A 22,380-nucleotide genomic window follows, 5' to 3' on the forward strand; every position below is an offset into this window, starting at 1 on the left:
GCGGCTTGTGTCGTGAACATATGTCCCGGCTATCGAACGCCTTCTTCCTTGTCGATGCGGCACCGCCCTGCTCGCGGCCTTCCATTGCGGTGCGATCGTGCAAATGCGGCAATTCGCAAGTTTCCAGCGCGTTCAGTATCGGGCCGCGGCCCGCTATTCCCCCAGGCTCCCCCGGTGCATCTTCGCCAGCTCGACATAGCCCGCCGCCCCAGCCAGATTCCGCGCCACTTCCTCCTCGCTCAACAGCCGCACCAGCTTCGCCGGCCGCCCCAGCCACAATTCGCGCGGGCCGATCCGCTTGCCCGGGCTCAGCAGCGCGCCGGCGCCCAGCATGCCCTCCGGCTCGATCACGCAGCCGTCCATCACCACCGCGCCCAGCCCCACGAAGCTGCGGTCCATCAGCGTGCAGCCGTGGATGATCGCCAGATGCCCCACCAGCACATCCTCGCCGATGATCGTCGCCGCCAGCTTGCGGGTCACATGCACGATCGAGCCGTCCTGGATGTTGGAGCGCGCGCCGATGCGGATGGGCATCACGTCGCCGCGCACCACCACATTGTACCAGATGGAGGCCCCCGCCCCCAGTTCCACATCGCCGATCACCTGCGCGCCCGGCGCCACCCAGGCGGTGGAATCGATCCGGGGCGCCTGCCCGGCAAAGGGGTGGACGGGCATCAGGAGGGCCTTTCCTTCGCATAGACCACGGTCGAGCGGGCGAAATGCCCTTCCTCGACTTCGGGATAGTCGAAATCCCAGTCCGGCATATGCGCCATCCCCAGCCGCCGCATCAGCCCCCAGCTGGCTTCGTTGCTGGCGGCCGTCAGCGCGATCACCCGCTCGCCCAGCGAAAGCCCCCATTCCAGCATGGTGGAGGCCGCCTCCAGCGCATAGCCCTGCCCCCAGCAATCCTGCCGGAACAGCCAGCCGATCTCGATATCCTCGGCGCGCGCCAGCGGCATCACCTCGGGCGCCAGCGTGATCGGCTTCAGCCCGCAATTGCCGATGATCCGGCCATCCGCCTTGCGCACCACCGCCTTGAAGGCAAAGCCCAATTCCCGGTCGAAGCGCTGCATCCGCTGCAGCCGCTCCACGCTGTCGTCCAGCAGGTCGGCGCGGCCGAAATGGCGCATCAGCACCGGGTCCAGGGAGAAGCTGGCGAGCATGGGCAGATCCGCCTCCACCCACGGCCTCAGCCACAGCCGCTCCGTCTCGAACACCGCCCCCTCGCTCATGGGAAAAGCGGCGCGGCTTCCAGCCCCGTCGTCTCCGGCAGGCCGAACATCAGGTTCATGTTCTGGATCGCCTGCCCGGAAGAGCCCTTCACCAGATTGTCGATGGCGGCGACGATGATGGCCCGGCCCGGCACCCGGTCGGCGAAAACGTTCAGCACCATATGGTTGGAGCCGCGCACCATCCGCGTCGCCGGCGCCACGCCGTCCGGCAGCAGGTGCACGAAGGGCTCTTCGGCATAGCGCGCCTCGTAGCAGGCGCGAAGCTCCGCCACCGTCCGCCGTTGCGCCAGCTCGACGGTGATCGTCTCCAGCTCGCCCCGGTTCATCGGCAGCAGGTGCGGCGTGAAGCTCACGGCGATCGGCGCGCCGAAGGCCTTGCCCAGCTCCTGCTCGATCTCCGGCATGTGCCGGTGGCGGCCGACGGCATAAGGCCCCACCGCTTCCGACACTTCGGTGAAGAGATTGCCTTCCTTCAGCCCCCGCCCCGCGCCCGACACGCCGGAAAGGGCGTTGATGGTGATGTTCGCCGGCCGGATCAGCCCGGCTTGCGCCACAGGCAGCAGCGACAGCAGCGCCGCCGTCGGATAGCATCCGGGGCAGGCCACCAGCCGCGCCTCCGACAGCTTCGGCCGCGCCATTTCCGTCAGGCCGTAGACGGCGTCCGCCAGCAGCTGCGGCGCCGGATGCGTCGCCCCATACCATTCGCCATAGACTTCAGGGTCGTTCAGGCGGAAATCGGCGGAAAGGTCGATGATGCGGATTCGCGGCTCCAGCGTCGACAGCAGTTCGGCGGACGCCGCATGCGGCAGGCAGCCGAACACCGCGTCCACGCCGGCCCAGTCGATGGCGTCGGCGCGCACCAGCTTCGGCAGGTTGCGAAAGGCGGCGAAATGCGGCCAGATGTCCGCCATTTCCTGCCCCGCCTTCTGGTTCGCGGCCAGCGCGGCGATCTCCAGCCGGGGGTGGGTCAGCGCCAGGCGGACGAGATCGGCCCCGGTGTAGCCGGAGGCGCCAAGGACTGCGATGCGGATGGGGGCGGTGGACATGCCCTCCCTTAGAGCATGTCCCATTCAAATGGAATCATTTGAGAGGCTCTTGCCGGCAACAGACCCGTCAGGCGCCATCCGACTGACAGGAAAGGAGTGGCGATCCTGCCGTTCACAAACCGACGGCAATTGGACGCTCGCCGGCCTGACACCGGACATTTCCAACAGCCGTCGCCCCGGGCTTGACCCGGGGTCCAGCTTTTCCGCAGCCACGGCGCTGGAAGAAGAAAGCTGGACCCCGGGTCAGGCCCGGGGCGACGAAGGAAGGGGAAATAGGAATCCCCAACCTAAAACGCCTTCCAGAAGGGCTTCAACACCGGAAGCACGGACGCGAAGCCGTCCGACCAGACGGGCACGCCTTCCTTGCCGCGCAAGGGTACCCAATCCTCGCTCTGCCCGCTCGCCTCGGTGAAGCGGGTCATGGCCGCGTCGTCGGCCGCCAGCGCGATCCAGATGGAGGCGTTATACCCCTCATCCACCCCTTCAGCGTCGGGCACGTAGATTCGCATCCGCGCGGCCTCGCCCATCTCCTTCGCGATCCCCGCCACCACCGGCTCCAGATCGAGGAAGCGGTTGGAAACATGCACCAGCAGCACGCCATCCGCGGACAGGGTGCGGCGATAGGTCTGGAACGCCTCCTTCGTCAGCAGGTGCAGCGGAATGGCGTCGGAGGAGAAAGCGTCCACCACCAGCAGGTCGAAGCGACCGGCCGGCTCGTCCGCCAGTTTCAGCCGCGCGTCCCCCACCACGATCCGCGCGTCCGGCTTGCACTGGCTGAGGAAAGAGAAGACTTGCGGGTCGGTCGCCAGTTCCACCATCAGCGGGTCGATTTCGAACAGCGTCCAGTTTTCCTCTCCGCGCGCGTAGCAGGTCAGCGTCCCCGTCCCCAGCCCGACGACTCCGATCCGCGCCCGTGGCCCGAACAGCTCCGGCGCCGCCTCCATCGCCAGCCCGACACCGCTCTGCGGCGCATAATAGGTCAGCGGCATGCGCGAGCGTTCCGGCACCAGCGACTGCGCGCCATGCAGCGTCGTGCCGTGGCGCAGCCGCCGGGTCGCGGTGCTGTTGCTGTTCTCCACCGAATAGATTCCGAAGAAGCTCCGCTGCCGCGCCCGGTCGATGGTGGAGACGTCGATCTGCTGCCAGCCGCCCAGCGCCAGCATCAGCATGGCGAGAGTCCAGGCGAACATCAGCGGCCGGCCGATCGCCAGGATCGCCATCGCCGCCATCCACAGGATCGCCGCCACCTGCAACGGCGGCGTGGCGCTCGCCTCATAGACCGCCCCCAGCCACCAGCCGAGCGCCAGCGTCAGCGGCGGCACCAGGATCCGAAGCAGGCGCGACCCCAGGCCCTCCCCCGTCCACAGGGCGCCGATCCGCTGCGTCAGCGGCTTCGCCGGCAGCAGCAGCGCCGCCCCCAGCAGCAGGATCGGATGCTCATAGACCCAGTCGAAGACCTGCGGCGCGATCAGCGCTGGGAACAGCCCGCCCACCACGCCGCCCGCCGCCATCCACAGATAGAATTCGGTCAGCCGGCTGGCGGCGGGCCGGTCCTGCGCCAGCGTGCCGTGCAAGGCGGTGGCGACGATCAGCAGCAGCAGCAGGGAAGACATGCCATAAGCCGTCGCCGAGCGCTCGAACGACAGCATCGCCCCCGCCCCGAACAGCAGCAGGGCGATGGGCGCCACCCAGACGGCGATCCGCGTCACCCCCGCGCCGCCGGCGGAAAAGACCAGGATGAAGCTGATGAGATAGGCCGCCAGCGGCAGCACCCAGAGCAGCGGCATCGCCATGATGTCGGTGGTGATATGGGTGGTGGTGGACAGCATCAGCCCCGACGGCACCGCCGCCAGCAGCAGCCAGTGCAGCCGCCGCCCCCAGCCCACCGGCCGGGCGCCATGCGCCGACACATGGTCGGGCACGGTCGCCGGCGGCCGCGCGCCCGCTTTCAGGATCAGCCAGCCGCCCAGCCCCACCAGCCCCATCAGCAGCAGATAGCCGGCCGACCACAGCATCTGCTGGAACGGCAGGCTGGAAAAAGGCTCCAGCAGGAAGGGATAGGCCAGCAGCCCCGAAAGCGATCCGGCGTTGGAGGCGGCATAGAGGAACCAGGGGCTGGCCGCCTCCCCATCGCCCGAGCGCGCGAACCAGGCCTGCATCAGCGGCGCCTGCGCCGCCACCGCCACGAACACCGGCCCGATCGAAAGCGCCAGCAGCTTCAGCAGCCACAGCGCCGCCGCCGACCCGGTATCCGCCCCGCCCAGTTCGCGAAGGCCGATGGGCAGAGTCAGCGCGGCGGCCGCGAACAGGGCCAGATGCACAAGGGTCTGGGTGCGGAACGGCAGCCGCTGCAGGGCATGGGCATAGGCATAGCCCAGCAGCAGCGCCGACTGGTAGAACAGCATGGCGGTGTTCCAGACGCTGGGCGAACCGCCCAGCACCGGCAGCGCCAGCCGCGCCACCAGCGGCTGCACCAGGAACAGCAGGAAACTGCCGAGGAAAACGATTCCCACAAACAGCGGCCGCAAAGCAAGCCGGCTGATCACCGGCACAGCCGCTGTTTCAGGCATCAGATCAACCTCCCTTGCGCCTCCATCCATCCCTCATGACGGAGGAGCCACGCTTTTCGTTGCAGCCCGCCGGCGTAACCGGTCAGGCTTCCATCCGCACCGATAACACGATGGCAGGGAACGACAATGGCCAAAGGGTTGCGGCCGTTCGCGGTGCCCACCGCGCGGGCGTTCGGCCCGGCGCCCGAAGCCGCGCCGCCCAGCGCCCGGGCGATGTCGCCATAGCTGCGGGTCTGCCCCGGCGGGATGCGCCGAAGCTCCGCCCAGACGGCGCGCTGGAAGTCGCTGCCGAAGCCGAAGCCGGTCTCCAGCCCCTCCAGCGCCCGCAACTCGCCGGCGAAATAGGCGGCGAAAGCGTCCCGCAGATGCAGCGGCGCGGGAACCTCGCCCGGCGCCAGCGGCCCGATCCCGAATCGGCCCAGGCTGAGGGTCAGCCGCGCCGGATCGTCATGGAACTCCGCCGCCCAGAGCCGCCCTTCCCCGTCGTGCGCCAGCGCCAGAGGCCCCACCGGCGTGTCCAGCAGGGAAAGCCGCAAGCTCACGCCGGCACGCCGAACAGGTCGAACTCGTCCGCATCCTCGATCGTCACCCGCAGGATATCGCCCGGCCGGGCACCGGGCGCGTCGCGCAGCAGCACATGCCCGTCGATCTCCGGCGCATCGGCCTTGCTCCGCCCGGTGGCGCCACCCTCGCCGTCCGCCTCGTCGACGATCACCTCCAGCGTGCGGCCGATCTTCGCCTGCAGCTTGCGCGCGGAAATCCCGGCGGCCTTCGCCATGAAGCGGTCGCGCCGCTCTTCGCGCACCTCGCGCGGCAGGGCGCCGGGCAGCGCATTGGCCACCGCGCCCTCCACCGGCTCATAGGCGAAGCAGCCCACCCGATCCAGTTGCGCCTCCTCCAGCCAGTCCAGCAGATACTGGAAATCCTCTTCCGTCTCGCCGGGGAAACCGGCGATGAAGGTGGAGCGGATGGCGATATCGGGCACGGCGGCGCGCCAGTTGCGGATACGCTCCAGCACCAGCCCCTCGTTCCCCGGCCGCCGCATCGCCTTCAGCACGGCAGGTGAGGCATGCTGGAAGGGAATGTCGAGATAAGGCAGCACCACCCGCTCCGCCATCAGCGGGATAAGCTCGTCCACATGTGCGTAGGGATAGATATAGTGCAGCCGCACCCAAGCCCCGAGCGACCCCAAATCCCGCGCCAGATCGGTGATATGCGCGCGCTGTTCCTGCTTGCCAAAGCGCGCATGCCGCAAATCCCGCCCATAAGCCGAGGTATCCTGCGAAATCACCAGCAGCTCCCTCGTCCCGGCGGCCACCAGCTTCTCCGCTTCGCGCAGGATCGCGTCCGGCCGGCGGGACATGAGGTCGCCCCGGATCGAGGGGATGATGCAGAAGCTGCAGCGATGGTTGCAGCCCTCGGAAATCTTCAGATAGCCGTAATGGCGCGGCGTCAGCTTCAGCCCGCCCTCCAGCTCCAGCCGGGCGGGCACCAGGTCCAGGAACGGCTGCGGCGGCATCGGCGCCGCTTCCTTCACCGCGCCCACCACCGCCTCATATTGCTGCGGGCCGGTCACCGCCAGCACATCCGGGAAGCGCTGGCGGATGGTCTCCGCCTCGTTCACCATGCAGCCGGTCACCACCACCCGGCCGTTTTCGGCCATCGCCTCGCCGATCGCCTCCAGGCTTTCGGCCTTGGCGCTGTCCAGGAAGCCGCAGGTGTTCACGATCACCACATCGGCGCCGGCGTAATCGCCGGAAAGCTGATAGCCGTCGGACCTCAGCGCCGTCAGGATTCGCTCGCTGTCCACCAGCGCCTTCGGGCAGCCGAGCGAGACCATCCCCACCTTCTTCGTCGGGGCGAGTTCCTTCAGATCCTCCACGCTCAGTCCGCGCCGAGCTTCATCAGCGCCAGCACTTCCTTGCGGCTGCGCTCGTCCTCGCGGAACACGCCCATCATGCGGCTGGTGGTCATGATGGCGCCCGTCGTCATCACGCCGCGCGCCGACATGCAGGCGTGGCTCGCCTCCACCACCACGGCGACTCCGCGCGGGTTCAGCACCTCCTGCACGGCGTCGGCGATCTCCGCCGTCAGCCGCTCCTGCACCTGCAGCCGCCGGGCGTAGCCCAGCGCCACCCGGGCGAGCTTCGAAAGCCCCACCACCCGGTCGGTCGGCAGATAGGCGATGTGCACCTTGCCGATGATCGGCGCCATATGATGCTCGCAGTGGGACTGGAAGGGGATGTCGCGCAGCAGCACGATCTCGTCATAGCCGCCCACTTCGCGGAAGGTGCGGGAGAGATGCTCGCGCGGGTCTTCCTCATAGCCGCGGAAATATTCCCGATATGCGCGCGCGACGCGCCCCGGCGTGTCCAGCAGCCCTTCACGCTCCGGATCGTCCCCGGCCCAGCGGACGAGGGTGCGCACGGCGTCGAGCACCTCGGTCGGGATCGCGGCGTCGCGGTCCTCGTCATGTGGACAGGCATCGTCGTCGTGGCTGCAGTAATCGGCCATCAGGCTCCCCAATCAACAAGCCATCCATGTAGCCCCGCAACCCCCGATCGGCAATGTCATGGGCCGAAAGGCGTCCTGTCCAATCGCCGCACCGCAGGATTTTCCCGCGAAAACGGTTGCATCGGCGGCAGGATTTCCCACTTACCATGCGAACCGTTCGCAACAAGGAGAATGGCCCATGGCCACGAGTCAGGCGCATGTCGCAACCGCCAACGCCCAGCGCTATCTGAACCAGCTCTGCTCGCACTGGAGCCACAAGTTCACGGTGGAGGTGCAATTGCCGCGCGGCAGCATCGACTTCGGCGACGGCCAGAGCTGCACGCTGGAGGCCGGCGCCACCCATCTCGAGGTCGGCGTCACCGCCCCGCCAGACCGGCTGGAGCAGTTGCAGCAGGTCGTGGCCGCCCACATCAATCGCTTCGCCCACCGCGAAGGCGAGCTGGAGTTCGACTGGAAGCCGCAGCCCCACGCCGGCGATTAGGCGACCGCCAGGCGTGCCGCAGGGGAGTTTTCAGATTTATACGTCACATGACTTAAAATATTGACAACCCCTTCGCCCTCTGCGATCAGAATTCTGCACATAAGGACATAATTGCCAGTGCGTTTCTGATGGGAGGACAAACGACATGCGGCGTCACGCCATTCCGCTTCTGCTTGCCGGCGCCTGCGCCTTCGCTCCGGCCGCCCTTCGCGCCCAGACCGCGGCCCAGGAGGCGCCCGCCGCCGAGGCCCCCGACGACGGCGGCCTGATCGTCGTCACCGGCTCGCGCATCGTCCGCGACGGCTATTCCGCCCCCACCCCGGTCACCGTCGCCACGGCGGACGAGCTGGTCCGCTCCACCCCCACCAACCTCCCGGACGCCCTCAACAAGCTGCCGCAGTTCCAGAACTCGTCCAGCCCGTCGCGCAGCTCGCACAATTTCGCCAACAGCGCCGGGCACGGAAATGTGCTGAACCTGCGCGGCCTCGGCGGCGCCCGCACCCTTATCCTGTTCGACGGCGTGCGCGTGCCGCCCACCACCTATCTCGGCACGGTCGACACCAACGTCATCCCCAACCTGCTGGTCGAACGCATCGACATCGTCACCGGCGGCGCTTCCGCCGCCTATGGCTCCGACGCCGTGGCCGGCGTCGTCAACTTCGTCCTCGACCGGGACTTCACGGGCCTCAAGGGCAATGTGCAGACCGGCATTTCCGCCCGGGGGGACAACGCCAGCCACCGCATCGGTCTTGCCGGCGGCACCAGCTTCGCCGGCGGGCGCGGGCATATCCTCGCCAGCGGCGAATATTTCCGCAGCGACGGCATGCTGCGCAGCGACCGCGACAGCGCCCGCCAAGGCTATACCTATGTCGGCTCCAGGCCCGGCTGCGTCAATCCGAACCCGGTCGCGGACCCGACCGCCTGCAACCCCGGCGGCACGCTCAACCCCTACACCATCGCCTCCAACGTCCGGCTGACCGCCGGCAACGAATATGGCAAGATTGTATCCGGCCCGTTCGCCAACCACCGCTTCACCGAAACCGGCGCCATCGTGCCGTTCGACAATGGTACGCCCACCGGCACCGCCGGCTTCGCCATCGGCGGAGACGGCTACGCCATCTCCCCCGACACGCAGGCGATCACCCCGCTGGAAACCTGGCAGACCTTCGGCCGCGCCAGCTACGAGCTGTCGGACGACATCTCCGCCTTCGTGCAGGGCGGCTTCACCCGCAGCGAGCTGAGCTATGTCTCGCTCGCCAACAGCCTGCTGCCGCCGCAGGGCGCCGTGCTTTTCAGCGGCAACCCCTATCTGCCGGCTGAGATCGAATCCGCCTTCACCCCGGGCTCGCAGTCGATCACCGTCGCCCGCTACGGCGCCTCGTCGCCCAAGCCGCGCACCAGCGAGCGCACGGACTACTGGCAGGTCGGCGCCGGCCTCGAAGGCAAGCTCGGCGCCTGGAAGTGGGATGTCGGCTATGTCCATGGCAGTTCCACGCACAAGGTCGCGCAGGAAGGCGTGTGGGAGTGGCAGAAATTCTACGCCGCGCTCGACGCCGTGCGCCACCCCGACACCGGCGCCATCGTCTGCCGCCCGACGCTGAGCGACGATCCGGCGATCCGCGCCCGCTTCGCCGATTGCAGCCCGCTCAACATCCTCAGCAGCGGCTCCGCCTATGCCGCCCAGCCCGGCTATGCTTACGCCACCGGCACCTCGCAGTATCGCGCGCGCAACACCTCCGACGCCGTCTCCGTCAATTTCAGCGGGCCGCTGTTCGAACTGCCCGCCGGCAGCGTCTCGCTCGCGGTCGGCGCGGAGTATCGCACGCAGAAGCTCTCGCTCACCAGCAACGCCAACCCGGCGCTGCTCGACACACCGGAGAAGCGCGCCGAGCATTTCGCCGGCCTGCGCGGCGTATCCTCTTCCGCCCTCTTCTACTGGCTCACCAACGTCGGCGAGGCGGACGGCAAGCTGAATGTGAAGGAAGGCTATGCCGAGATCGCCGTTCCGCTGCTGAAGGAGGTGCCCTTCTTCGACAGCCTGGACCTGAACGGCGCCATCCGCGTCACCGACTATTCCACCTCCGGCACGGTCACCACCTGGAAGCTCGGCGCCACCTGGCGCCCGGTCGCGGACCTGCTGCTGCGCGCCACCCGCTCGCGCGACATCCGCGCGCCCAACCTGTTCGAGCTGTTCGCCGGCAACCAGAGCAACATCAGCCTGCTCGTCGATCCGGTCAGCGGTCTCACGCAGAATGTGCCGCAGGTCAGCGGCGGCAACCCCGACCTGAAGCCGGAAGTGGCGCAGACGCTCACTCTGGGCGCCGTCGCCACGCCGGGCTTCCTGCCGGGCTTCAGCTTCGCGGCCGACTATTACGACATCCGCATCGACAAGGCGATCGGCACGCTCGGCCTCGCCCAGATCGTCAACAACTGCTTCACCAGTGGCGGCAGCGCACCGGAATGCGCCCTCATCACCCGCCCGTCGCCCAGCGAATTCCCGACCGAGGTCCGCGTCACGCCCGCCAACATCGCCGCGCTCGTCAGCCGCGGAATCGATTTCGACGCCAGCTACCGCACCAGCCTCGGCGGCGGCGCGCTTGCGCTGCGCCTCTATGCCTCGCGGCTGCTGAAATATGAAACCCAACAGTCCGCCACGGCGCCCAGGCTCGACTACACCGGGGTCAGTGTCGTCGGCGCCAATCCCATCGGCTATCCGAAATGGCGCGGCACGCTCAACCTCGACTACAGCCTCGGCGCCTTCGGGGCGACGATCGCCCAGCAGTATATCGGCTCGATGACACTCGGAATCCCCGGCTCGCCGCAGAATTTCGTGGAACCGAAGGTAGGCGCGGTCTGGTACACAGACCTGACGTTGAGGGCCGATGTCCCGGCCGCCGGCGGCAACGCCCAGCTCTTCCTCACGATCAACAATCTATTCGACAAGGACCCGCCGCTGATCCCCGGCACCACGCCGGGCGTCAACCTGCCGACCAACTTCGCGATCTACGACATGGTCGGCCGCACCTTCACCGCCGGCCTGCGGTTCCAGTTCTGATGGCGGGCAGCATGGCCATGATCGGCGCCATGATCCGCAATCCGAAAGGGCCATCCAGGGGGGAACGGCCGCTGCTTCGCCTGATGGCGGGCACGGCTCTCCTCCTCCTCCCGCCCGGGGTCGCCGCGCAAGCGGCGGCCCCGGGCATCCCTCCTGCGGAAACGCCGCGCCAATGGCCACAGCCGGTCAGGGCGCCGGCCGGCGCGCCCAATATCCTCCTCATCCTGACGGACGATGTCGGCTTCGGCAGCCCCAGCCTGCTCGGCGGCCCCGTCCCCACGCCGACGTTCGATGCGCTCGGCCGCGAAGGCGCCATCTACAACCGCTTCAACACCACCGCCATCTGCTCCCCCACCCGCGCCTCTCTTCTCACCGGGCGCAACCCGCAGGCGGTCGGCATGGGCTATGTCGCCAACTGGGCGACGCCCTACGAAGGCTACAACAGCGTCATTCCCAAAAGCGCCGGCACCATCGCCCGCCACCTGACGGACAATGGCTACAGCACGGCGATGTTCGGCAAGGCGCATGTCACCCCGGAGTGGGAGCATAGCGCCGCCGGCCCCTTCGACCGCTGGCCGACAGGCCTCGGCTTCCAATATTTCTTCGGCTTCCTGGGCGCCGACAACAGCGCCTTCGAGCCCAGCCTCGTCGAGAACAACCGCCCCTACCATTTCACCCCCGGCGCCGACTATCATCTGGACAAGGATCTGGCCGACCGCACCATCGCCTGGATCGCCGAGCAGAAGGCGACCGCGCCCGACAAGCCCTTCTTCGTCTATCTGGCGCCCGGCACCGCCCACGCCCCCAACCACGCCCCGCGCGAATGGCTCGACCGCTTCAAGGGCCGCTTCGACAAGGGCTGGGACGAGCTGCGCCGCGACATCGTCGCCCGGCAGAAGCGCCTGGGCGTCATCCCGCGCGGCACCGCCGACGCCCCCCGCCCGGAAACGCTGCCGGCGTGGAACAGCCTCTCCGCCGACGAGAAGCGCCTCTACGCCCGCTATATGGAGGCCTATGCCGCCTCGCTCGCCTACGCCGACCACCAGATCGGCCGGGTGGTGCAATCCATCGAGGCCAGCGGGCAGGCCGACAACACCCTCATCATCTATATCCAGGGCGACAATGGCGCCAGCGCCGAGGGCAGCTTCGAAGGCAAGCTGTTCGAGCAATCGCCGCTCAGCGGCGTCCGGGAAGACCCGGCCTGGGTGCTGGCGCATATCGACAGCATCGGCACGGCCTCCGCCTATAATCTGAACCCCGGCGGTTGGGGCTGGGCGATGAACGCGCCCTTCCCCTGGTCGAAGCGCTACGCCTCCCACTTCGGCGGCACGCGCAACGGCATGGTCGTGCGCTGGCCGGCGCAGGTGAAGGCGGGCGGTGCCATCCGCTCGCAATATCTCCACGTCAGCGACATCATGCCGACCCTGCTGGAAGCGGCCGGCGTCCAGGCGCCGGCGGTGCTGGACGGAGTCGAACAGCAGCCGATCACCGGCATCAGCTTCCGCTACAGCTTCGCCGACCCGGCGGCAGCCCCCCGCCGCCGGCAGCAGATCTACGCCATGACGCAGAACCTCAGCCTCTATCAGGATGGCTGGGTGGCGGCGACCGCGCCCATGGTCACACCCTGGGAAAAGACCCGCCCGCAACCCGTGCCGCTGCAAGAGCGCCGCTGGCAACTCTATGATGTGGAAAAGGATTTCAGCCAGGCACACGATCTCGCCGCCCGCCACCCGGAAAAGCTTCGGGAGATGCAGCGAAGCTTCTGGTCGCTGGCCGAAAGCGAGCGGCTGCTGCCGATCCACGGCAGCGAAGGCGGCCAGGCCGGCCGGCCGGATGTGAACAGCGGCCGCCGCACCTTCCGCTACACCGGCCCGGTTGCCGACATCGCCGAAACCGCCGCCCCGCCGACCGTCGGCCGCTCCTTCCGCATCGAGGCGGAAATCGAGGTGCCACCCGCCGGCGCCAGAGGCGTGATCGCCGCGCACGGCGGCCGCTTCGGCGGCTACAGCCTGTTCGTGCAGGCGGATGGCCGCCCCGCCTTCACCTTCAACATCACCCCGCCCAACCTCACGCGGCTGGCCGCCGCCACGCCGCTCGCGCCGGGCCAGAACAGGCTGACGCTCGATTTCCGGCTGGATTCCGAAAAGCCCACGAGCGGCGCCACGGTAACGCTCGGCGTCAACGGCCAGCCGGCCGCCACCGGCCGGGTGGAGCGCAGCTTCGCGCAAGTCCTGTCCCACACCGAAGGCTTCAGCATCGGCAGCGACCCGGTCAGCCCGGTCGACCCCGGCTACACCAGCGCGGAGAGCGGCTTCACCGGCGGCCTGCATTCGGTAACGGTCAGCTTCCCCCTCTGGACGGACTGACCCGGCGTCACCCCGCCCCTTCCAGCGCCGGGAACAGCGCCGCGAAGGGGCTGGTGGGCACTTCCGTCACCGAAGCGGCCAGCGCCGCCTTGGCGGCCCGCAGCGCGTCGTTCAGGAAGATGGAGAAGCCGCTGTCCAGCGCCGAGCCCTGCTGGTCCCAGCGGATGATGGCGCTGAGGAACAGGAAGTTGGAAAGCTGGATTCGCGCCCGCGCCACGTCGCGCCTCAGCGGCGCCAGCGCTTCCAGCAGGGCGCTGTTGGCGCGGTGCAGGTTAGGCCCGATCCGCCCGCCCTCTGTCCAGTCGCCGGTTTCGTCCGCCCGCCAGGAATGCTGCGCATATTGGATGACGAAAGCGGTGTAGGGATGGTGGCCCTGCTCGTCCGTCACCTCCAGATGCGGCAGGCAGATGATCTCCAGCAGGGCGCCAGTATCGCCCATCAACCCTTGGGCCTGCGCCTGCGCCAGCATCTCCCCCCGGCGCGCCTCCATCTGCGTCACCCGCCATTTGAAGATGGCGTGCAGCAGCTTTTCCTTCGTGCCGAAATGATATTGCACCACATTGTTGTTCTTCGAGCCGGCCGCGACGGCGATCTCGCGCAGCGACACATTGTCGATCCCGCGCGCTGCGAACAGCGCCTCCGCCACCGGCAGCAGCTTCGCGACGACCGCGGCGGACCGCGGGTCCCGCGCGCGCCGCCGCCCGGCCTCGGCCGCAGCCGGGAGGTTTACCGTATCCCGAGATTCCATGGCCCGACCCGTTCCCAACGCTCGCTCACGCCTTCGGCGCAGGCCCCAACGGGCCGAAATGGTGCCGGCTACAGGATTCGAACCCGTGGCCCCCTGATTACAAATCAGGTGCTCTACCAACTGAGCTAAGCCGGCTGAAGGCGAAACGCTGCGCCGCTTATCGCAATCGCCCTTCGCGTGCAAATTCAACCGCTGTTGCGAAGCCCGGTGGCGATGGCGTTCACGCTTAGCTGCAGCCCCTCGGCGATGCGCGGATCCTCCTCCCCGGCCCGGTGGCGCTTCAGCAGTTCCACCTGCAACAGGTTCAACGGCTCAAGATAGGGCAGCCGCAAACGGATCGAGGTGTCCAGCACCGGCGAGCGCTCCAGCAGCCGCGACTGGCCGGTCGCCTCCAGCAGGCTGTCCACCGTGCGCTGCCAGCCATCGCGGATGATGGCGAACAGCGGCGCCCCTTCCGGCCCGGCCAGCTCGGCGTAGCGCGCGGCGATCCCCATGTCGGATTTCGCCAGCACCATTTCCATATTGTCGAGCATCGCCTGGAAGAAGGGCCAGTCGGCGAACATCGCCCGCAAAAGCCCCTTGTCCGCAAAACCCGCCAGCGCCTGCCCGGTGCCATACCAGCCCGGCAGCATCACCCGCGCCTGCGCCCAGCTGAACACCCAGGGGATGGCGCGCAGATCCTCGATGGCGTAGGAAGCGGTGCGGCTCGGCGGCCGGGAACCGATCTTCAGCGAGGCGATCTCCGAAATCGGAGTCATCGCCCGGAAGAAGGCCCGGAACCCCGGTTCGCCATAGACCAGCCCGCGATAGGCGGCGAAGCTCTCGGCCGAAAGCCGGTCCAGCGCCTCGCGGTACCGCGCGCCTTCTTCCGGCGGCAGTTTCGGCGAATCCAGCGTCGCCAGCAAGGTCGCCGCCGCCATCGTGTCCAAGGTCCGCGCGGCCGCTTCGGGCGTGCCATATTTGGCGGCGATCACCTCGCCCTGCTCGGTGATGCGGATCCGCCCCTGCACCGTGCCCGGCGGCTGGGCGCGGATGGCGGCGAAGCTGGAACCGCCGCCCCGCCCCACCGAACCGCCCCGGCCATGGAACAGCTGCATCGGCACACCGGCTTCCTCGAACACCAGCTTCAGGGCCGCCGTCGCCCGCTGCAACTCCCAGGTGGAGGTCAGGTAGCCACCATCCTTGTTGCTGTCGGAATAGCCGATCATCACTTCCTGCGCGCCGCGCGCCCGCGCGGCTTGCGCCACGCCCGGCAGGGCTAGGAAGGCGCGCATGATATCGGGCGCGGCCTGAAGGTCGGCGATGGTCTCGAACAGGGGCACCACCATCAGGCCCGCCACCGGCGCCTCGCCCGGCAGCAGCAGCCCCGTCTCCCGCATCAGCAGCATCGGCTCCAGCAGGTCGGAAAGGCTGGTGGTCTTGGAAACGATGGCGGTGGTGACCGCCGCTTCCCCATGCCGCGCCCGGGCTTCCGCCGCCGCGCGGAAGATCGCCAGCTCTCCCGCCGTCCTCTCCGAAACAGGCGCCAGCGGCGTCGCCAGCAGCCGTGGCGAGGCCAGTTCGCTGCGCAGCAACTCCACCCGCGCCGCCTCGTCCAGCGCAGCATAATCCGCTTCCACACCCGCCAAGCGCAGCAATTCGCCGACGCAGGCCTCGTGCACGTCGCTGTTCTGCCGCAGGTCCAGCGTCGCCAGATGAAAGCCGAACTGCCCCACGGCAATGCGGATCAGGTCCAACGCCCCGCCGCCGACACCGGCGGCATCCGCCCCTTCCGCCAGACAGTCGAGATCGGCCAGAAACTCCGAAGGGCTCTGATAAGGCTCGGCAACGATTCGCGCCGGCCGCGCCGGCGGAGCGCCGGAAAGCTGCTCGGCGGTCGCCGCCAGCCGGGCGTAAACCCCGGTCAGCGCCCGGCGATAGGGCTCGTCCGCCCGCGCCGGGCTGTCGTCGCCGCTGCGCTCGGCCAGCCGCAGCACCGCGTCCGGCACCGGCGCCAGTTCCGACGACAAGGACAGTTCCGCCCCAAGCGCGTGCACCTCCGCCAGATACCAGTGGAACAGCACGCCCGCGGACCGCGCCATCGCCAAAGCCAGCGAATCCGCCGTCACATTCGGATTGCCGTCGCGGTCGCCGCCGATCCAGCTTCCGATCGTCAGGAAGGGCGGCACCGGCCCGCCCAGCGCCTGCGCCCAGGCTTCGGAAAGCCTTGGCATCACCGGCAGGAAATCGTCGCGCAGCCAGGCGAGCGCCGTCTCGATCTCGTCGGCCACCCGGATCCGCTCGCGCCTCAGGGGCCGCGTCTGCCACAGCAGCGCCACCTGCCGGCGGATGGCCTTTTCCAGAGTCTCGCCCGGCGCCGCTTCGGTCGCGCCCCGGTCGCGCATCGCCATCAGCTCGGCGATTCGGTTCCGGTGGTCGATCATGCTCTTGCGCCGCACCTCGGTCGGGTGCGCGGTCAGCACCGGAGTCACCCGCGCCTGCCCCAGCATCGCCCGGATCGCCTCCCGGCCGACGCCTTTCGCCTCCAGCATCTGCACCGCTTCGGCGAAGCTGGAGCCCGTCTCCGGCGCGGCTCCGGCGGAAGAGGCCATCTGCCGGTCCTCCGCCAGATTGGCCAGCATCGAGAACAGCATGAACCCCCGCACGAACGACAAGGTGTCGTCGAGGTTCAGCGCCTCCAGCTCGCCCGCCAGCTGCGCCACATCGGCCCGGCCCCGGTGCCGCTCCACGGACGCGGCGCGGATCGCCTCGGTCCGCCGGAACAGCTCCGCCCCGCCCAGATCGCGAATCACATCGCCCAATATGCGCCCGAGCAGGCGGATATCCGGATTCTGCACGATGGGGGGAGCTGAAGCCATTCGAAGATCCTGCTGTTCGCAGGCGCAACATATGTCGGCCGCCTCCCGCGTCCAAGGGAAAGTTGCAGTCGGGCTTTCCCCTTCGCTTTCCGCGCGCTACCGGAGCCGGACCATCTGGGTCGGACCAGTGTGCAAGGGGGTTTCCAAATGGTCGCGCGGGTGGCGACGGTCGCCTATCTCGGGCTGGAGGCGCGTGCGGTGGACGTGCAGGTGCAATTGTCCTCCGGCCTCGTCAGCTTCGTGGTGGTCGGCCTGCCGGACAAGGCGGTGAAGGAAAGCCGCGACCGGGTGACGGCGGCCTTCGCGGCGCTCAACCTTTCGATGCCGGCGAAGAAGATCACCGTCAATCTGGCGCCGGCCGATCTCGAAAAGGCCGGTTCCCATTACGATCTGCCGATCGCGCTCGGCCTGCTGGCGGCGATCGGCGTCGTCGATGCGGAAACGCTGGCGCATTATGTGGCGGTGGGCGAATTGTCGCTGGACGGGCGGGTCACCCCCTCCCCCGGCGTGCTGCTGGCCGCCATGCACGCCCGCTCGAAGGGCCTCGGCCTCATCTGCCCCGGCGCGCAGGGGCCGGAGGCCGCGTGGCTCGCCGCCGCCGACCATGGCATGGAGGTGGTCGCCGCCCCCGATCTCCATGCCCTCGTCCAGCATCTGAAGGGCACGCAGCTTATCCCCCCGCCCGATCCGGCAAGATTGGAAGCCAAGGCCTTTTCCGGCCCGGATTTCGGCGATGTGAAGGGGCAGGAAACCCCCAAGCGCGCGCTGGAGATCGCGGCCGCCGGCGGGCACAATCTCGCCATGTGCGGCCCGCCGGGCGCCGGCAAGTCGATGATGGCGGCGGCGCTTCCCGGAATCCTGCCGCCGCTCGACACCGCGGAGGCGCTGGAAGTGGCGATGATCGCCTCGCTTGCGGCGCCGCTGGAAGGCGGGCGAATCCCGCGCACCCGGCCTTTTCGCAGCCCGCACCACTCCGCTTCCATGGCGGCGCTGGTGGGCGGCGGCGCGCGGGCGCGGCCGGGCGAAGTCAGCCTCGCGCATCTGGGCGTGCTGTTTCTGGACGAGCTGCCGGAATTCCAGCGCGGCGCGCTCGACGCGCTGCGCCAGCCGCTGGAGCGCGGGCAGGTGGAAGTGGCCCGCGCCGCGCTCCACGTCACCTATCCGGCGCGGGTGCAGCTGATCGCCGCCATGAACCCCTGCCGCTGCGGGCATCTGGCGGATCCGGCGCTCGCCTGCTCCCGCGCGCCGCGCTGCGCCGCCGATTATCAGGCGAAGCTTTCCGGCCCGCTCCTGGATAGAATCGACATCTTCATCGACATCCAGGCGGTGAAGGCCAGCGACCTCGCCCTCCCCCCACCCACCGAGCGCAGCGCCGACGTGGCGAGGCGCGTCGCCCAAGCCCGGGCGCTGCAGACCGCCCGCTACGCCGGGACGCCCACCCGCACCAATGCGGAGGCCGAAGGCAAATGGCTGGAAACGCCGGAGTTGCTCGAAGCGGAAGCCCGCCAGCTCCTCACCCGCGCCGCCGAGCGGCTGAAGCTCTCCGCCCGCGCCTGGGTGAGGATCCTCCGCGTCGCGCGCAGCATAGCCGATCTCGAAGGCGCCCCCGTCACCGCCCGCTCCCACATCGCCGAAGCGCTTAGCCTCCGGCGGCAAACGCCGGAAAGCCACAGCAAACCAACCTGATCCAACACCCAAGCATTTCCGTCACCCCGGGCTCGACCCGGGGTCCAGCTTTCACGCCTGCCCGACGCCGGAGAAAGAAAGCCAGCCCCGGGCCAAGCCCCGGGTGCCGGGAATGTCAGCCTGCCACCCTCTCGCCAGCCCGCCGGAATTCGGCTATTTTCCCCCATCCATGCCGTTGGCGAAAGGGGTCGCTTCTTGGGGCAGTTGGTGGAAAGGCTGTTGCCCTGGCTGCTGGCGGCGGTCGCCGGCCTCGTGCTGGCGATCGGCCTCCAGGGCTTCCGCGCCGAACGCCCCGCCCTTCAGGAAGCGCCCGCCGCCACCGCCGCCCTCATCACCGAAGTCGCCGACCCCGTCGCGGAGGTGGTGCTGTCCGATGGCGCGGTGCTGGTGCTGCGGCCCGGCGATATCAGCTACGACCTCGCCCGGGCGCTGAACGGCTTCGCCGACCTGCCGCTGAAGCTGGACGCCACCACGCTCGCGGCCTCTCCCCTTGCGGAAGCGGCGGACGCGAACCGCAGCTTCCTCGCGACGGTCGCGCTTCTGAAGGCGCAGCCGGCCGCCCGCATCCGGATCGAGGGCGAAAGCCAAGCCGCCGGCGAGCTGAAAGCCCGGCTGGAAAAGGCAGGGCTGGCCCCCGAACAGGTGGAACTCCCCCCGGCCGCCGAGCCACCGGCCCCCTTCGCGCCGCTGGCGCTCGTCCTCGTTTCCCGCTGAAAACCCCCTCGCAAAATCTCAAGCCGAGCGTTTCCAAACAGGAAGGAACTGCATGTCGCTGATGTTCGAACCGCTGCGCAAATACGCCACTTTCCGCGGCCGCGCCCGCCGCAAGGAATTCTGGCTGTGGCAATTGTTCCTGTTCCTGCTGTTCGTCGCGCTCTACGCTTGGCTGTTCGGCGCGCTCGGCGACCTGCAGGCGGCCACGCCCGAGGAGCTGGAGCAGATGGTCCGCGCCACCCCCGCCGCCCGCCTGCCGCTGGCGGTGATCGGCCTCGTCGGCCTCGGCGTCCTGCTGCCCGGCCTCGCGGTGCAGGTGCGCCGGCTGCACGACAGCGGCAAGTCCGGCTGGTGGCTGCTTCTCGGCCTCACCGGGATCGGCGGGCTGGTGCTGCTGATCTTCTACCTGCTGGACGGCACCCCCGGCCGCAACCGCCACGGGCCGGACCCGAAGGGCCGCGGATAGGAAAAAGGCGGGGCGGTGAAAAACCGCCCCGCCCGCCCGAATGCGCGGAAGCCGGGATCAACTCCGCGTCATGACCACGGGAAGCCCGCGGAAGCCGTGCACGAACGAGGAATAGACGCGCACCGGCTCGCCCACGATCTCCACCCGCATCTGCCGCTTCTGCATTTCCTCCAGCAGGATTCCGATCTGCAGCTCGGCCAGCCGGGCGCCGACGCAGCGGTGGATTCCGAAGCCGAAGGCCAGGTGCCGCCGCGCATTCTCCCGCGTAGGGTCGAACACATCCGCGTCGGGGAACACCCCCTCGTCGCGGTTGGCCGACAGATACCACATCACCACCTTCTCGCCCGCGCGGATCAGCTTGCCGCCCACTTCGGAATCCTGCGTCGCGGTGCGCCGCATATGCGCAAGCGGCGTCTGCCAGCGGATCAGCTCGGAAACGCTGTTCGGAATCAGCGCCGGATCGGCCATCATCTTCGACCAGTTGTCGCGATAGAGATTCTGCACCATCGCCGAGCCGGTCATGGTGTTGCGCGTGGTGTCGTTGCCGCCCACGATCAGCAGCACCAGATTGCCCAGATACTCCTGCGGCGTCATGTTCTTCGTCGCTTCGGAGTGGATCATCATCGAGATCAGGTCGGGGCGCGGATCCTTGTTGGCCCGCTCGTTCCACAGCCTGGTGAAATAGCCGACCATCTCGTAGAGCACTTCCCAGCGCTCCCGGTTCTTCTCATCGTCCTCGATCGCCTCGAAGTCGGTCGCCGTATCCGACCATTTGGTCAGCAGCCGCCGGTCCTCCCAGGGGAAGTCGAACAGGATGGCGAGCATCCCCGTCGTCAGTTCGATCGAGACCCTGTCCACCCAGTCGAAGGTCTCGCCCACCGGCAGACTGTCCAGAAGCTCGGCGGTGCGGCGGCGGATGTCGCCCGACTGCCGCAGCATTTCCGCCGGCGTGAAGGCCGGGGCCACGGTGCGGCGCTGGCCGGTGTGCTCGGGCCGGTCCATGGCGATGAACATCGGCATGTTGGGCTCGTCGGCGCGGCTTTCCTGCCGGTCGGCGATGGTGATCCCGCCCCGCTCCCAACTGGAGGAGAAGATGTCGGGCCGCCCCTCTATCTCCATGATATGCTGGTGGGAAACGATGTTCCAATAAGGCCCGTACATCGATTCCGGGCAATAGTGCAGCGGTCCGGCCGCCCGCATTTCCGCGAAATAGGGCAATATGTGGCGATAGTCGGTCCACAGATGCGGGTTGCCGATATCCAGAACTTCCAGCGGAAGCTCCGCCGGGCGTGCAAGCGTGGCCATTTTCCTCACTCCCTTTTTTATGGAAGCGAGCCTAACCCAGTCACAACGGCTGTCAAGAGATTGCGGAGTTAAGCTCCGCAAAATGAGGAGCCGCCGCGGGGAACCGTCAGCCCGGCTTTTTCTTCTCCCACTCGGCGACCACGGCCGTCGCCACCGCATTGCCCACCACGTTCGTGGCCGAGCGGCCCATGTCCAGGAAATGGTCGACCGCCAGGATCAGGATCAGCCCCGCTTCCGGGATGTTGAACTGGCCGAGCGTCGCGGCGATCACCACCAGGCTGGCGCGCGGCACGCCGGCCATGCCCTTCGACGTCACCATCAGGATCAGCAGCATGCTGATTTCCTGCACCACGCTCAGCTCGATTCCATAGGCTTGGGCGATGAAGATGGTGGCAAACGCGCAATACATCATCGAGCCGTCGAGGTTGAAGCTGTAGCCCAGCGGCAGCACGAAGCTGGCGATTCGCGGCGGCACGCCGAATCGCTCCAGCGCTTCCAGCGTGCGGGGATAGGCGGCTTCGGAACTGGCGGTGGTGAAGGCCAGCACCAGCGGATCGCGGATTTCCACCGCCAGCCGGCCGGCGTTCCGCATGCCGATCACCAGCCCGCCGGCGAACAGGATGGCCAGCATCAGCAGCAGCAGCGCCACATAGAAGCCGCCCATGAAGGCGCCATAGGTGACGAGCACGCCCAGCCCGCGCTCGGCGATGGTGGCGGTGACGGCGGCGAACACGGCGAGCGGCGCGAAGCGCATCACGAAGCCGGTGACGATCAGCATCAACTGCATCAGCGCCTCGGCGCCCTTCAGGATCGGCTCGCCCTTCTCGCCCATCTTCGCCAGCGCGATCCCGGCGAAGACCGAGAAGACGACGATCTGCAATATCTCGTTCGTCGAAAGCGCTTCGAAGATGGAGCGCGGCACCAGATGCGTGACGAACTTCTTCAGGTCGAAGGCGGCGGTGGAAATGCCGCTTTCGGCCGTCGCCGGCGGCAGCGGCAGGTCCAGCCCGACGCCCGGCTGCAGCAGGTTGACGGCGAAGATGCCGATGGTGATGGAAACGAAGGAGGCCGCCACGAACCAGCCCACCGCCCGCCCGCCGATGCGGCCGAGCGCGGCGGCGTCGCCGCCCATATGGCCGATTCCCGAAATCAGCGCCGCCAGCACCAGCGGCGCGATGATCATCTTGATCAGCCGCAGGAACAGGTCGGTGACGATCCCCAGATAATAGACGCTGTCCTTCACCAGCTCGGGCGAACCCATGGTGTTGATGAGGAATCCCGCGACCAGTCCCAGCACGAGCGCGCCGAGAATCCACCAGGTGAGTGTTTTTCCCATGGC

Annotated in this window: 17 protein-coding genes and 1 tRNA gene; 6 read left to right on the plus strand and 12 right to left on the minus strand. The window is 68.4% G+C overall.

The genetic code is table 11. From position 1 onward, the window contains the following. Positions 1–153: 153 nt before the first annotated feature. The 7 genes from L6Q21_RS04970 to folE all read right to left on the minus strand — a co-directional run bounded on the left by L6Q21_RS04970 (position 154) and on the right by folE (position 7,362). Positions 154–675, minus strand: coding sequence for a gamma carbonic anhydrase family protein (locus L6Q21_RS04970; protein ID WP_237829536.1), 522 nt, complete (start codon positions 673–675; stop codon positions 154–156). Further along, positions 675–1,232, minus strand: a complete 558-nt coding sequence (locus L6Q21_RS04975; RefSeq protein WP_237829537.1) for a GNAT family N-acetyltransferase — start codon at positions 1,230–1,232, stop codon at positions 675–677. The genes L6Q21_RS04970 and L6Q21_RS04975 overlap by 1 nt, the downstream gene beginning before the upstream one ends. Beyond that, entirely contained in the window at positions 1,229–2,278 is a 1,050-nt protein-coding gene (gene argC / locus L6Q21_RS04980) for an N-acetyl-gamma-glutamyl-phosphate reductase (protein WP_237829538.1), read from the minus strand. The genes L6Q21_RS04975 and argC overlap by 4 nt, the downstream gene beginning before the upstream one ends. A gap of 287 nt (positions 2,279–2,565) precedes the next feature. Continuing rightward, entirely contained in the window at positions 2,566–4,848 is a 2,283-nt protein-coding gene (locus tag L6Q21_RS04985; protein ID WP_237829539.1) for a fused MFS/spermidine synthase, read from the minus strand. Beyond that, positions 4,848–5,390, minus strand: a complete 543-nt coding sequence (locus L6Q21_RS18085; RefSeq protein ID WP_336246226.1) for a methylated-DNA--[protein]-cysteine S-methyltransferase — start codon at positions 5,388–5,390, stop codon at positions 4,848–4,850. Before L6Q21_RS18085 ends, L6Q21_RS04985 begins: the two co-directional genes overlap by 1 nt. After that, complete coding sequence (rimO, locus tag L6Q21_RS05000) at positions 5,387–6,688, minus strand: 30S ribosomal protein S12 methylthiotransferase RimO (protein ID WP_237829568.1); 1,302 nt, start codon at positions 6,686–6,688, stop codon at positions 5,387–5,389. The genes L6Q21_RS18085 and rimO overlap by 4 nt, the downstream gene beginning before the upstream one ends. A gap of 44 nt (positions 6,689–6,732) precedes the next feature. Beyond that, positions 6,733–7,362 carry a GTP cyclohydrolase I FolE gene (gene folE / locus L6Q21_RS05005; protein ID WP_237829541.1) on the minus strand — a complete coding sequence of 210 codons (630 nt, stop codon included), beginning with the start codon at positions 7,360–7,362 and terminating at the stop codon, positions 6,733–6,735. 178 nt (positions 7,363–7,540) lie between these two features. Here folE and L6Q21_RS05010 point away from each other — a divergent pair, with 178 nt between their 5' ends. The 3 genes from L6Q21_RS05010 (at position 7,541) to L6Q21_RS05020 (ending at position 13,264) form a co-directional block, all read left to right on the plus strand. After that, a complete protein-coding gene (locus L6Q21_RS05010; RefSeq protein ID WP_237829542.1) occupies positions 7,541–7,843 on the plus strand; it encodes a DUF2218 domain-containing protein in 303 nt (100 codons plus the stop codon). 145 nt (positions 7,844–7,988) lie between these two features. After that, positions 7,989–10,898, plus strand: a complete 2,910-nt coding sequence (locus L6Q21_RS05015) for a TonB-dependent receptor domain-containing protein (RefSeq protein ID WP_237829543.1) — start codon at positions 7,989–7,991, stop codon at positions 10,896–10,898. Then, complete coding sequence (locus L6Q21_RS05020) at positions 10,898–13,264, plus strand: arylsulfatase (protein WP_237829544.1); 2,367 nt, start codon at positions 10,898–10,900, stop codon at positions 13,262–13,264. The genes L6Q21_RS05015 and L6Q21_RS05020 overlap by 1 nt, the downstream gene beginning before the upstream one ends. Positions 13,265–13,271: 7 nt before the next feature. Here the strand turns inward: L6Q21_RS05020 and L6Q21_RS05025 are convergent, their stop codons facing one another. From L6Q21_RS05025 to ppc, 3 genes are all read right to left on the minus strand, one after another. Next, positions 13,272–14,012, minus strand: a complete 741-nt coding sequence (locus tag L6Q21_RS05025) for a TetR/AcrR family transcriptional regulator (RefSeq protein ID WP_237829545.1) — start codon at positions 14,010–14,012, stop codon at positions 13,272–13,274. Positions 14,013–14,071: 59 nt separating this feature from the next. After that, a tRNA-Thr gene (locus L6Q21_RS05030) sits at positions 14,072–14,147 on the minus strand. A gap of 50 nt (positions 14,148–14,197) precedes the next feature. Continuing rightward, on the minus strand, positions 14,198–16,870 hold the full coding sequence (ppc, locus tag L6Q21_RS05035; protein WP_237829546.1) for a phosphoenolpyruvate carboxylase: 2,673 nt from the start codon (positions 16,868–16,870) through the stop codon (positions 14,198–14,200). A 147-nt stretch (positions 16,871–17,017) separates the two neighbouring features. Between ppc and L6Q21_RS05040 the strand changes: the two genes are divergently transcribed. The 3 genes from L6Q21_RS05040 (at position 17,018) to L6Q21_RS05050 (ending at position 19,736) form a co-directional block, all read left to right on the plus strand. After that, the gene (locus L6Q21_RS05040) at positions 17,018–18,556 is read left to right on the plus strand and encodes a YifB family Mg chelatase-like AAA ATPase (RefSeq protein ID WP_237829549.1); all 1,539 of its coding nucleotides are present in this window, start codon (positions 17,018–17,020) and stop codon (positions 18,554–18,556) included. A 195-nt stretch (positions 18,557–18,751) separates the two neighbouring features. After that, positions 18,752–19,270 carry a hypothetical protein gene (locus L6Q21_RS05045; RefSeq protein ID WP_237829551.1) on the plus strand — a complete coding sequence of 173 codons (519 nt, stop codon included), beginning with the start codon at positions 18,752–18,754 and terminating at the stop codon, positions 19,268–19,270. Between the two features lie 52 nt (positions 19,271–19,322). Then, complete coding sequence (locus tag L6Q21_RS05050; protein WP_237829554.1) at positions 19,323–19,736, plus strand: DUF805 domain-containing protein; 414 nt, start codon at positions 19,323–19,325, stop codon at positions 19,734–19,736. A 57-nt stretch (positions 19,737–19,793) separates the two neighbouring features. On the opposite strand, the gene L6Q21_RS05055 is transcribed toward L6Q21_RS05050, so the two are convergent. Further along, positions 19,794–21,041 carry a cytochrome P450 gene (locus L6Q21_RS05055; RefSeq protein ID WP_237829557.1) on the minus strand — a complete coding sequence of 416 codons (1,248 nt, stop codon included), beginning with the start codon at positions 21,039–21,041 and terminating at the stop codon, positions 19,794–19,796. A gap of 106 nt (positions 21,042–21,147) precedes the next feature. Beyond that, positions 21,148–22,377 carry a dicarboxylate/amino acid:cation symporter gene (locus L6Q21_RS05060; protein ID WP_237829558.1) on the minus strand — a complete coding sequence of 410 codons (1,230 nt, stop codon included), beginning with the start codon at positions 22,375–22,377 and terminating at the stop codon, positions 21,148–21,150. Positions 22,378–22,380: the final 3 nt, after the last annotated feature.

The organism is Sandaracinobacteroides sayramensis (assembly GCF_022014495.1).
In the GTDB taxonomy this organism is placed as follows: Bacteria; Pseudomonadota; Alphaproteobacteria; order Sphingomonadales; family Sphingomonadaceae; genus Sandaracinobacteroides; species Sandaracinobacteroides sayramense.